An 11,979-nucleotide genomic window follows, 5' to 3' on the forward strand; every position below is an offset into this window, starting at 1 on the left:
CCGGCCTCGATCAGAGTCCGCGCACGAGGGCGTAGAGGCCGGTCACCCAGAAGGCCAGTGGCGCAACGGCGGCCACGAAGCCGTACTCCAGTAACTCCACCGCCCGGCGGACCGGCGGTGACGCCTGCCGGTGCGGTACCAGGAAGCCCAGCACCAGCGCGGCCGCGAAAAGCGCCAGGGCCACACCGAAAACCGTGAGCGGCTGACGCTGGGTGAGCGCCGCGCCGATCAACACCAGCAGCGCGATGGCCGCGCCGCCCGCGATGAGCACCACCGCCTGCTCCGCGCCCGCGTAGGTGCGGCTGCGGAACAGCAGCACCGCCGCGCACACCAATGCCAGGGCGAGGCCGGGCCAGAAGGGCCGTCCGGCAGTCGGATCCACGCTCGCCACCGCACCCGTCACGACCACGAGGGTGGTCGCCACCACCAGACCGGCCAAATAGTCCCGCGCCTGTTCGGATTTCGCGCGCAATGCCTCCAGCGTGGGCAGCGCGCGATGGTCGTCGGGGTCGTCCTCGGTGGGATCGATGGGGGTGCCCGGGGCGGGCACCGGCGGCAGCGGAAGCCGGGCCAGCAGCATGGAAAGCCTTGGTGTCAGCGATAATCCGGCCAGGCCCAAGGCTGCGACGCCACCACCGATCGCGCGCACCGGCAGCTCGGTGAGCAGGCCGACCAGTGCGGCCGGGATGGCGAAGACGGCGAGCGTGGCCGCCCCGATGAACAGGCCCGGACCGACCCCGCTCGACCGCCAGGCCAGCAGCGCGGTGGCCCCGGCCAGGACCGCGCCCAAAAGTCCATTGGCCCAGCCATAGTGACTCGGGACGAACAATGCTCCGGCGGTGAACGCCGTCGGCAGCGCACAGCCGCCCAGCACCAGGGCACTCGCGGGGTCGCGGTACATGCGGGCCAGCACCGTGCCCGCGGTGACCAGCAGCAGCGTGACGGCGGTGGCCACGCTCGCACAGACCCAGCTCGGGACGGCGTCGGGCACGGCCAGCAGGCCGAAGCAGCCGGTCAGCATGCCGGCCACCGCCAGCACCGACCCGGTCCGGCGGGCGGTGCGCGGGGACCAGCCGCGGAAGTGGTCGGCGTCGGCGATGGCGACGTTGTACATGATGTCGTCGAACAGGGGCGCGGGCGCGCTGCGCGCGGCGCTCTCCAGCATGAGCAGTTCGCCGTCGCGTACACCCTGCTCGGCCAGGCTCAGCGAATTGGAGAACGGCGGCTGCCCGATGCGGGCCAGCACCCACTCGTGCGGCTCGACCGGCTCGCCGTCGAGGTCGAAGTCGTTGGCGCGGTTGTGCTGATCGACCATGTCGACCAGGCTCGGAATGATCAGGGCCACCGGCACATCCACGGGAATGGCCATGTCGACCTGAGTGTGCTTGGCCAGAATGGTGACTCGCGCGAGATCCGGCGCGCGCACGGTGCCGCGGAAGTCCTCGAGGTGATCCGTCCGCGAGTGCATCACGCCCGAACTGTACGGCAAGATGGTTGCCGTCTGTGAACTCCCACCCGATGCCCTGGGGGATTTTTCGCGATGAGCACCGTTCGGTTCCAACGCCGCCCGCGCCGGGAGATGCCGCGCTCGCCGGGCGGTGAGGTGACCTTGCAGCCGCCGCCGGAGATTCCGCGGGCCGTTCCGGCGAATCTCTTGGCCAGGCTGATGCCGGTGGTGATGGGCGTCGGCATGCTCGGCATGGTGGCGCTGATGTTCACCTCCGGCAGCGGCATCGCGTCCAATCCGATGAGCCTGATGTTCCCGATGATGATGGTGTTCTCCATGGTCGGGATGTATGCGGGGCAGGGCGGCAAGGGGCAGAAGGCGGCCGAGGCCGACGAGGACCGCAAGGACTATCTGCGCTATCTGGACCAGGTGCGCCGGGATGTGGAGGGGACGGCCGGGCAGCAGCGGGCGGCCGTCGAATGGAGTCATCCGGCGCCGGGGCTGATCTGGATGCTGGCGGGGACCGCGCGGATGTGGGAGCGTCGGCCGGGGGACAAGGACTTCTGTCACGCCCGCATCGGGTTAGGTAGCCAGAGACTTGCTACAAGACTGGTCGCCCCGGAAACTGGGCCGGTCGAGGAACTCGAACCCATCGCCGCGGTCTCGCTGCGGCGGTTCGTGCGCACCCACTCCACCGTCCCCGACCTGCCGACCGCACTCGCCGTCAAAGGCTTCGCCGCCGTCCAGCTCACCGGCGACCGCGCCCAGGCCCGCGACCTGAGCCGGGCAATGCTGCTGCAACTGACCATGTTCCAGAGCCCTGACCAGGTACTCGTCGCCGTGGTCTGCGGACCCGACACCATCCGGGAATGGGAATGGGCCAAATGGCTGCCGCACAGCCAGCATCCCGAATCCCAGGACGGCGTCGGCAGCGGGCGCATGGTGTACGGCTCCATCCGTGAGGCGCACGCCGACCTGAACTCGCTACTGCACAACCGGGTTCGATACTCCCGTAACCAGCCGGCGGATCCCGCGCTCACCCAGATCGTGCTGGTGCTCGACGGCGGACTACTCGAAGCCGAGGAAGATCCTCTGCGGGAGCACGGTTTCGAGGGCGTCACTGTCATCGACCTGTGCGGGTACGCGCCACGGCTGGCCGCTTCCCGCGGCATCCAGATGGTGGTGGAGAACGGGGAATGCGCCGGCCGCGGCGCCTCCGGGGCGATGGAACGCTTCGCGGTCATCGACCGCATTGGCGCGCGCGAAGCCGAACAGGCGGCGCGGCGGCTCGCGCCCTACCGCGCCCCCGCCGCGCGCACCGCCGAGACCGGCGGCGACGAAGGCGAAGTCATCTCCGGCTGGTCACAGCTGCTGGGGCTCGGCGACATCGGCGCCTTCGTCCCCGAGACCGCCTGGCGGCCGCGCTACGGCCGGGAACGGCTGCGGGTGCCGTTCGGCATCGGGGCCGACGGACTGCCGGTGGTGCTCGATATCAAGGAGGCGGCCGAGGGTGGCATGGGCCCGCACGGGCTGTGCATCGGCGCGACCGGGTCGGGAAAGTCGGAATTCCTTCGCACACTGGTGCTTTCCCTCGTCGCCACGCACTCGCCGGATCAGCTGAACTTCGTGCTGGTCGATTTCAAGGGCGGCGCGACCTTCCTCGGGCTGGAAGGGGTGGCTCACGTCGCGGCCATCATCACCAACCTGGAGGAAGAGGCCGACCTCGTCGACCGCATGCGCGACGCGCTCGCCGGTGAGATGAACCGGCGACAGGAACTGCTGCGCGCGGCGGGCAACTTCGCCAATGTCTCCGAATACGAGAGGGCGCGGGCGGCGGGCGCGGACCTGGACCCCATGCCCGCCCTGTTCGTGGTGCTCGACGAATTCTCCGAACTGCTGTCCCAGCACCCGGATTTCGCCGAGCTGTTCACCATGATCGGGCGTCTGGGGCGCTCGCTGCACGTGCACCTGCTGCTGGCCTCGCAGCGGCTCGAGGAAGGACGGCTCAAGGGGCTGGAGAGCCACCTGTCCTATCGGATCGGCCTGAAGACGTTCTCCGCCAACGAATCCAGGCAGGTACTGGGCGTGCCGGACGCCTACAACCTGCCCGGCAATCCCGGCGGCGGCTACCTGAAATCCGATTCCGGGGAGATTCAGCGATTCCAGTCCGCCTACGTCTCCGGGCCGTACACCGGCGGCGCGGCGCGACGTGCGGCCGGGGCGGTGACTCGCTCCGGTGAGATCGACGTGACTGCTCGGCCGTTCAGCGCGGCACGCGTGGACTTCCGCACCGCCGACCGGATTCCGCCGCCCGAGCAACCCGAACCGGTGACCGCGCCCGCCGAGGCCGATCAGGTCTCCAACCTGCAGATGCTGGTGTCGCGAGTGCGCGGGTGCGGGCGGCCCGCCCACGAGATCTGGCTGCCGCCGCTCGGTGACGCGCCCACCCTGGATCAGCTGCTGCCGCGCTCGATCCTCACCGGCGACTGGAACCCCGTGGCCGCGCTGCGCGCCCCGATCGGCATTGTGGACCGGCCCTACGATCAGCGCCGCGATCCGATGGTGGTGGACCTGTCGGGATCGCGCGGCAACGTGGCCGTGGTCGGCGGCCCGCAATCGGGTAAATCGACGGCGCTGCGGGCCCTGGTCATGGCGATGTCGTTGACGCACACCGCCGAACAGGTGCAGTTCTATCTGCTCGACTTCGGCGGCGGCACCATGGTCGGGCTGGCCGGGCTGCCGCACGTCGGCACGGTCGCCAGCCGCATGGAGGCCGACCAGGTGCGGCGCACCGTGGCCGAGATGGTGGGCATCGTTCGCCGCCGCGAAGCAAGCTTCCGGCGCCTCGGGGTGGAGTCCATGGCCGAGTTCCGGCGGCTGCGCGCCACCGGAACCGACGCCGACAGCACCGCCGGCGGCGTGCGGGAGGACCCCTTCGGCGACGTGTTCCTGGTGATCGACGGGTACGGCGCCTTCCGGCAGGAATTCGAACTTCTCGACCAAACTGTCATGAACCTCGCGGTGCAAGGACTTTCGTACGGCGTGCACGTGGTCCTGTCGCTGAACCGCTGGGCCGAGGCCCGGCCCGCGCTCAAGGATCAGATCGGCACGCGCGTCGAATTGCGGCTCGGCGACCCCATGGATTCGGATCTGGGCCGCAAGTTCGCGGCACTGGTGCCGATGGGACGCCCGGGGCGCGGCATGACCGCCGACGGGCTGCACATGCTGACCGCGCTGCCGCGAGTCGGCGGCGACCCCGATCCGGCATCGATGGGAACCGGTGTGGCGCACGCGGTCTCGATGATCGCTCGATTCACGCCGGGCCGCCCCGCGCCCGCGGTGCGCATGCTGCCCGATCGGCTGCCTCGCGCCGAGCTCTTGCGCGCGGCGGGGGAGTGGCCCGCCCGGGTGGACCGTGCCCAGCCGTGCCTGCGCTTCCCGCTCGGCATCGACGAGGCCGAACTCGCCCCGGCGTTCCTGGATCTGGCGGCGAGCCCGCACTTCGTGATCATCGGCGACTCCGAAGCCGGAAAGACCACCGTGCTGCGCTCGCTGGTGCAGTCCATCTGCGCGTCCAACACCACCGATCAGGCGCGCGTCATCATGGGCGACTACCGGCGCACCATGCTCGGCACCGTCCCGGACGGGTACCTCGCGGGTTACGGCACCACCGGGCCGCAGTTCACCCAGCACATGGCCGACCTGGCCGCCTACGTCAGCCAGCGCATGCCCGGCCCCGACGTGACCCCGCAGCAGCTCAAGGACCGCTCCTGGTGGCAGGGCCCGGAACTGTACGTCATCGTCGACGACTACGACCTGGTCGCCACTGCCGCCGGCAACCCCCTGCACGCTTTGGTCGACCACCTGGCCCACGCCCGCGACCTCGGCTTCCACCTGATCCTGGCCCGCCGCTCCGGCGGCGCGGGCCGAGCCATGTACGAGGCCACCCTCAACCGCCTCGAGGAACTCAACTCCGCGTCCCTGGTGATGAGCTGCAGCCGCGACGAAGGCGTGTTGTTCGGCAATAGCCGTCCGTCCCTCATGCCGCCGGGCCGCGGCACCTACGGCACCCGGGCAAGCCAGGGACTGATCCAAACCGGTTGGCTGCCTTCGGCAGAGCCGTGAGCTGTCAGTGACCGAACGCGAACGGTCCTCGGCGGCAATGCCGGGGCCCGTTCGCTCGTGAAGTTCTCAGAACAGTCCCGCGAGTGCGGTGTCCTTGGCCTGGAGTTCGGCATTGCCGGTGCGGACCAGGGTGGCCGCGCCGTTGAGGGTGGTGTTGAGGTGGAGGACATGCTGGTTCCACAGGCGCTGGAGGTCGGCGAACGCGTCGTTGGCGTCGCCCTTCCAGTTGTTCTGCACGAACTCCTCCACCGTGCGGTGGAAGGCCTCGAGCTGGTCGCGGATGGCTTCCGCGCGGCGGAGGATCGAATTCGCGCCGTCGGCGACGCCTTCGAAATGGGCGGAGATGATCTGGCCGTCAACTGCTGCCATGGTGAACTCCTTTGCCAATTGTCCGGAAAGAGAGGGTGGCCGAGTGGCTAGACGGCCGGGAGGTCGAGGCTCGAGATCTGGGCGTTGACCTTGGACTCGTAATCCTTGTCGTGCTCTTCGTAGTTCGAGCCGACCTTGATCAGCGTCTCGGCGGTGTGCATGAGCTTGTCGTTGAGCTTGTCGGCCTGGAAGTAGTACCGCTGCATGAACGCGTTGAAAGCGTCCGCCGCGCCGCCTCGCCAATTCGAGCCGGCGACCATGCCGTCCTCATCACGCTTCAGATCGGCGATGGCGTGCATCAGCATGTCGTGGGTCTTCTGGAACTCCTGGGCCTTGGCCTGGATGAGCTCGTTACTGGCTTCGAATGCACCTGCCACGGTGCCTCCTTCCGGTTCGCGGGCGGACGACCTCTGAGTGATTGGACGTAGGTCACGGCCCGCCGGTTCCCCGCTACCAGGTGCTGTTCGCCAGCAACGCGTACTGGGCGGCCGCCCGCTGATGGGCGTCGGCCACCTGATCGGAGTCCACCACGGCCGTGTACTGGCGATAGCTGACCACGCAGCGATACCGCCGGATGCGGTTGATCACGGTCGAAGTATTGGTGGTTTCCCCGCATTTCGCGTCCGGAACTCCGGCCGGTGCGTCCACTTTCCCGGAATAGCCGTGTCCGAGAATGGCATCCGCCAGTTGTTTCGCCGCCTGCGCGTCACGGGTTCGGAACAGCATGCTCGGCCCGTCGTAATCCGCGCCGGAGGTCGAGAAGCGGTCTGTTCCGCTGTCGGTGACGAGCCGCCGCCAGAAGGCCTGATCGCTCACCCGATGCAGAAATCCGCGCGGTTCGGCGACGGCCTGCTCACGGAAGTCGGGCCGGAAACTCACCCCGGGGGCGAGGGTGCGCCGCAGCATGCCGTCCGCGTCGTAGCGCAGGCGCAGAATGCCCTCCGGGGTCAACGGCGGCAAGGAATCCAGTAGCGGCAATTGGGCGTCGAAGACCTTGTCGGCGAGCGCCGTCAAGGCCGACAGATCCGGATTTTGCACGCCGAGATAGGTATTCACGACGTAGCTGCCGTGCGCGATGGTCGAGCCGAGGCTGGCGACTCCGGGCCGCCAATGCGAATGGGCGTCGCCGTGTCCGGGTAACACGACCCGCTCGTTCACATCCGCGGCCACCCCGAAGTCGGCGTCGTCCAATTCGGTGGCCGCTTTCACCGCGGCGGCGGCATCGGGGAACTGGAGGACGGTGACCGTGGTGAACGTGCTGTCGGCGGGCGTCTTACCCGACTCGTCCAGCTGTTTGTCGCTGTGACCGACCGAGAGGCCGAACATCATCTTGTTCGCGACGAGGACCGGTTCGGTGGCCTTGGCCAGGACCTGGGTCGCGCGGTCGGTATTGATGATCGACACGGCGCCGGTGCCGAAGGCGAGGGCCGGGTCGATGTCGGCGCCGGTCACCACGTGGTCGGCGAGCCGCTGCGTCGCCAGTTCCCGGGCGATGATCATTCTCGGTCGGTAGAGGTACCGCAGATCCAGCGGCCGGGTGGAGTACTTGCCGACATCCAGTGTGCGGACGTCGATTTCACCGGGCCGGGTGGTGCCGGACATGGTCGCGCAGCCGGTCAGCGCCGCGGCGGCGACCGCGAACAGGGCGGTCATTCGAAGTCGTTGCGAGATCATCATTTTCCCTCCCGATCACTTGTCCGCGTTGATGAACAGGGCGTATTGCGCCGAAATCCGTTGCTGCGCATCGAGCAGCTGGCTCGCCGCCACCTCGCCCGCGAAGCGGCCGTGCGTGACGTAGCAGTAGTAGGGGATGGAGAGGGGCTCCGGCCCGGTGTACTTGCGGCACTGAGCATTCGGGAGGTTCACGGGTGAGTCCGCGGGCTCGAAGGTGCGCGAGGTCCGGCTGTGTTCGGCCATGATGGCCGTGGCCCCGGCAGCGTCGCGGGCGCGGAAGACGTAGCCGCCGTTGAACGCCACCCGGTCCACGCCCGCCTTCTCGAACAAGGCCGCATTGTCGTCGCCGGGGAACAGTTGGAGTCCGCCGTGCCGGTCGTAGACGCCGGGAATGCCGCGCTCGGACTGGTCGTCGGCGACGGTCCGCAAGGTGCGCCCGAGTACGCCGTCCAGGTCGACGGGCTGCTCGGTCAGCTGATCCGGGGCGACGGCGGGGAACTTCGCGAGGGCGGGCGGAATGGCGTCGAGGCCGAGCTGCACCCGGGCCAGCAGCGCGGCCGGATCGCTGATCCCGGACTCCGCCATCAGTTCGTCCCAGACGTAGCCGAAGATGACGAATCTGCCGGTGGCATACCAGGATCGGACGCCGGCGTTGAAGTCGTAGTACTTGTCGAGATAGACGAAGGCCGACGGGTACTTGTCCAGGTGCAGGCGCTCACTCGGGACGGCGTCGAAGTCGGCCTGGCCCAGGGCCTGAGCGGCGGCGGACGCTGCTGCCTCGTCGGTGAAGATCAGCACCGTATTCGCGAACTCGTAGGCCAGGCCCGGCAGGTCGTCGGAATTACCGGTGGTCACGTAGCCGGAGAGGAAGCCGGGCGCGGCGGCCCGCAGGGCGTCCGGTTTGGCGTTGGTGCGGACCCGCATCGCACCGGAGCCGAGATCGATGAAAGGCCTGATCGCGCCGTTGACCGCCGCCGCGGGCTTGGTGACCGCCGGGTTCATTTCCGCGGGCAGCGGTAGGTAATTGGCCAGCCGTTCGGCCTGTACGGCCCGGCCGAGGTCCTTGTTGCCGGCCTTGTCGTACTGCTTGGGCTGGGTCGTCAGGTTGCCGGTATCGAGCTTGGCCAGGTCGATGACGGGTTCGGCCGGTGCGGCCGATTCCGGATCGGAGCCGCAGGCGGCGGTCATCAGAGCCACGACCGCGGCCGCCGCGGACATGGCTGCGCGCACGGATTTGCGCATGGGTTCCCCTCCCCAGAGACTGTCGGCGCAACCCTACTTGATCCGGTTGTGCAGGACCGGTACCAGTTTGGTGAGCAGGGTCTGGCCGGAGTCGGGGGTCCAATTGCGGATCGCGGCCACCGTGGACGGGTCGTCGACCGGCACCACGATGGCACGTGAGCTGGTGATTTCGCTCGGCAGGCCGAGAAGGCCGCCACCGCCGGCCTTCTCGTCGGAGCGGACGGCGATGACGTAGGAATCGTCGGTCACCTTCAGCGAGCCCCAGCCGGTGGAGGCGCGCGGCGCGGTCTCCCCGGTCGCCGGCTGGTACTGCGGGTTGTAGACGAAGCCCAGGCTCTCCAGGTATTTCGCCTGGTCACTGCCGGTGAGGTAGATGCTGTATTTGGTGTTGAGCTGGTCGCCGGTCACGTCGACCATGGTGACGGTCTTGCCCTGGAACGCGGGATTGTCCTTGCGCGCCTGGTCCACCGACTTCGGCGCCGCGTTCGAGGCGGGGGCGGCCACGGCGGAAGTCGTTGCGGCGGAACCGCTCTCGCCGCCGCTGACCACGATGCCGATGCCCACCGCGACCGCGGCGGCCACCGTCGCCGCACCGATACCTAGGTAGAGCCGGGTGCGACCGCGGGTCGGCCGCACCGCCTCGGTCGGATCCGACGCGGAAACCGGTGTGGCGCTGTAGTTCTGGGCCGTTGCCGTCAGCATGCCCGGCGGCGCGACCTGGATCGGATAGGTCGGTGAGGTGTTGGTGGACACCGGGTTGTAGCCCGGCACCAGCGCGGCCGTGGCGGCTTCGGTGAACTCGCGGCAGGAGTTGTAGCGCTCGGCCGGGTTCTTGGCCATCACCCGCGCGAAGACCTGGTCGAGTGCGGCGGGCAGATGCGGGTCGACGTCGGTGGCGCGCGGCGGCGGCTCGTGCAGGTGGCCCATCATGACCAGCGCCGGTTGCGTTGCGGGATACGGGTTCCGGCCGGTCAGCAGCTTGAAGAAGGAGCAGCCCAGGCTGTAGATGTCGGCGCGGTGGTCCAGCGGGGCGCCCGACAGCTGCTCCGGCGGGGCATAGGCGATGGTGGCCACGAAGCTGCCGGTCTGGGTGAGCTCGGTGGTGTCCTCGATGGACTTGGCGACGCCGAAGTCGGCCAGCAGCGCCCGCTCGTCCTCACCCTCGGCGTTGGAGAGCAGGAAGTTGGCGGGCTTCACATCCCGGTGCAGCAGTCCGCGCCGGTGCGCGTAGTCGAGGCCGCGGCCGATCTGGGTGACGATGGACAGCGCGCGCAGCGGCGGGACGGCGGCCCGATCGCGCTTGATCTCGGCCGAGGCGTCGGTGCCCTCGACGTACTGCATCGCGATCCAGAGCTGCCCGTTCTCCTCGCCGCGATTGTGCACCGCGACGATGTTCGGGTGGTCCAGACCCGCAACCACATTGGCCTCGCGCTCGAAGCGCCCGCGGAACTCCTCATTGCGGGTCAGCTCGGCCGAGAGCACCTTGAGCGCGTCCATACGCGGCAGCTCAGGATGCTTGCCCAGGTAGACGGTCCCCATCCCGCCCGCACCGAGGACCCGCACGATCCGGTACCCCCCGACGATGGTGCCGGGACTCATCGCCATGAACGAACTCCTGGATTACTCGCCGGACGCAGCGGCTCCCCCCGCTGCTCTCCGCGACTGTAGCGGGTGTCGGACGGGCACGTAACCTGGTGGCTGTGCTGAAGGATCCCTGCCGCGTGCTTCTCGGGGGCCGATTCCCGTGATGGATCGGCAGGTCGAGGTCGTCGCGGGCGGGCATGCGCTGAGCCGGGTGGCGGGAGCGGTGATCCTGGTCGCGCATCGGGAGCGCGGGCGGCTCACCCCGGAATCGCGGGCGGTCACGGCGGTGCGGGCGCTGGGGGATCTGGTCGCCGACGCCACCGAGCTGTCCCCGGACGGGCCGGGCCGGTGGATCGCGCGGCAGGCGACGCGGTGGCTGATGAAGGACGCCGAGCGGATCTCACCGGGGGAGCCCATCGATTTCGGCATCCTGTCGGCCGCCGACACCGGTGGATTGGCCATCTTCCTGCACGGCTCGGTGACGGCCGTGCTGGCCGGGAGCGTGGTCGAGTACTACCGGGGCAGTGACGCCGCGTTCACCGTGGACCGGGTCGCCGCGCCGCCCGCACGGGCCGCGGCGCTGTTCATCGACGAATCCCGGCAGGAACTCTTCGGCCACCACCAGCGGCAACCGGAGCTGCCCGAGCGCGGAATCGGGTCGCTCATCGAGGGACTGGCGCCCGCCGCGGGCGCGGTGGTTTGGTTCGAGGGCGAGCCTGTGGTGTCCCGCACACCGGTGCGCGCGGTCCGGCCGCGGCCCGCGGAACCGCCGCCGCCCACGGCCGCCTTCGACGCCGAACGGGATCCGGAGCCCGAACCGCTCCCCGTGGACCCCGATCTGATCCCGACCCGCACCTCCAATCGCATTCCCGCGAGCCTGGCGGCGGCCGCCGCTCCCGCGGATCCGGTGACCGAGGACATCCCGGTGGATCTGCATCGGGCGCCCACCGAGATGGCCGGCTCCAGCGAGACCAGCGGCACCAACCCCGCGCCCAAACCCGATCCGGACCTGCAGCGCCGGCTCGAGGCCACCGCCAAGGCCACCGCCCTCACCGCGAAGGTGCTCGGATTCAAGTGCGCGCGTGCGCATCCCAGTGATCCGCGCGCGGCCTTCTGCACGGTGTGCGGCATGCCGGTGGATCAGACCCAGCACGTGTCGGAGGTGATCCGGCCGCCGCTGGGCATGCTGGTCCTCGACGACGGTATGACGTTCATGCTGGCCGCCGACGCCGTGGTGGGCCGCGACCCCGAGCTCTCCGAACCGGCCCGGGCGGGCCTGCTGCCCTTGCGGATCGACGACAGCTCCGGCGGCATGTCCCGGGCGCACGCCGAGATCCGCCTGGTGAACTGGGATGTCACCATCGTCGACCGCGGCTCCACCAACGGCACCCGGGTGCGCCCGCCCGGATACCGCGATTGGATTCGGCTGCAACCGAATCAGCCGTTCACTCTGATTCCGGGCGCGGAGATCATGCTCGGCAACCGGGTGCTGCGGCTGGAACCCGTCGCGCCCCCGCCCTTCGGATAGGACCCGAAAG

At 69.4% G+C, this 11,979-nt stretch carries 8 protein-coding genes; 2 read left to right on the forward strand and 6 right to left on the reverse strand.

Annotation, left to right across the window (positions count from 1 at the left end):
- Window positions 1–10 precede the first annotated feature (10 nt).
- The gene (gene eccD, locus ACYVKL_RS10200; RefSeq protein WP_379168897.1) at window positions 11–1,468 is read right to left on the reverse strand and encodes a type VII secretion integral membrane protein EccD; all 1,458 of its coding nucleotides are present in this window, start codon (window positions 1,466–1,468) and stop codon (window positions 11–13) included.
- Between the two features lie 72 nt (window positions 1,469–1,540).
- Between eccD and eccCa the strand changes: the two genes are divergently transcribed.
- Window positions 1,541–5,572 (forward strand): type VII secretion protein EccCa, encoded by a 4,032-nt coding sequence (gene eccCa / locus ACYVKL_RS10205; protein WP_379168650.1) that lies wholly within the window; start codon window positions 1,541–1,543, stop codon window positions 5,570–5,572.
- A gap of 66 nt (window positions 5,573–5,638) precedes the next feature.
- Here the strand turns inward: eccCa and ACYVKL_RS10210 are convergent, their stop codons facing one another.
- The 5 genes from ACYVKL_RS10210 to ACYVKL_RS10230 all read right to left on the reverse strand — a co-directional run bounded on the left by ACYVKL_RS10210 (window position 5,639) and on the right by ACYVKL_RS10230 (window position 10,462).
- A complete protein-coding gene (locus ACYVKL_RS10210; RefSeq protein ID WP_379168652.1) occupies window positions 5,639–5,941 on the reverse strand; it encodes a WXG100 family type VII secretion target in 303 nt (100 codons plus the stop codon).
- Between the two features lie 47 nt (window positions 5,942–5,988).
- The gene (locus ACYVKL_RS10215; RefSeq protein WP_379168654.1) at window positions 5,989–6,318 is read right to left on the reverse strand and encodes a WXG100 family type VII secretion target; all 330 of its coding nucleotides are present in this window, start codon (window positions 6,316–6,318) and stop codon (window positions 5,989–5,991) included.
- A 73-nt stretch (window positions 6,319–6,391) separates the two neighbouring features.
- Window positions 6,392–7,594 (reverse strand): DUF7373 family lipoprotein, encoded by a 1,203-nt coding sequence (locus ACYVKL_RS10220; protein WP_379168656.1) that lies wholly within the window; start codon window positions 7,592–7,594, stop codon window positions 6,392–6,394.
- A gap of 36 nt (window positions 7,595–7,630) precedes the next feature.
- Window positions 7,631–8,857, reverse strand: a complete 1,227-nt coding sequence (locus ACYVKL_RS10225) for a DUF7373 family lipoprotein (RefSeq protein ID WP_379168658.1) — start codon at window positions 8,855–8,857, stop codon at window positions 7,631–7,633.
- A 33-nt stretch (window positions 8,858–8,890) separates the two neighbouring features.
- Window positions 8,891–10,462, reverse strand: a complete 1,572-nt coding sequence (locus ACYVKL_RS10230) for a serine/threonine-protein kinase (RefSeq protein ID WP_379168660.1) — start codon at window positions 10,460–10,462, stop codon at window positions 8,891–8,893.
- 142 nt (window positions 10,463–10,604) lie between these two features.
- Here ACYVKL_RS10230 and ACYVKL_RS10235 point away from each other — a divergent pair, with 142 nt between their 5' ends.
- Window positions 10,605–11,969 (forward strand): FHA domain-containing protein, encoded by a 1,365-nt coding sequence (locus ACYVKL_RS10235; protein ID WP_379168661.1) that lies wholly within the window; start codon window positions 10,605–10,607, stop codon window positions 11,967–11,969.
- Window positions 11,970–11,979 lie beyond the last annotated feature (10 nt).

It is taken from the genome of Nocardia tengchongensis (assembly GCF_054781395.1).

Excerpts from the sequence above, each read along its gene's own strand:
- eccD (WP_379168897.1), bottom strand. The coding sequence starts at position 1,468 with ATGCACTCGCGGACGGATCACCTCGAGGACTTCCGCGGCACCGTGCGC.
- ACYVKL_RS10230 (WP_379168660.1), bottom strand. The coding sequence starts at position 10,462 with ATGGCGATGAGTCCCGGCACCATCGTCGGGGGGTACCGGATCGTGCGG.
- ACYVKL_RS10235 (WP_379168661.1), top strand. The coding sequence starts at position 10,605 with ATGGATCGGCAGGTCGAGGTCGTCGCGGGCGGGCATGCGCTGAGCCGG.
- eccCa (WP_379168650.1), top strand. The coding sequence starts at position 1,541 with ATGAGCACCGTTCGGTTCCAACGCCGCCCGCGCCGGGAGATGCCGCGC.
- ACYVKL_RS10210 (WP_379168652.1), bottom strand. The coding sequence starts at position 5,941 with ATGGCAGCAGTTGACGGCCAGATCATCTCCGCCCATTTCGAAGGCGTC.
- ACYVKL_RS10225 (WP_379168658.1), bottom strand. The coding sequence starts at position 8,857 with ATGCGCAAATCCGTGCGCGCAGCCATGTCCGCGGCGGCCGCGGTCGTG.
- ACYVKL_RS10220 (WP_379168656.1), bottom strand. The coding sequence starts at position 7,594 with ATGACCGCCCTGTTCGCGGTCGCCGCCGCGGCGCTGACCGGCTGCGCG.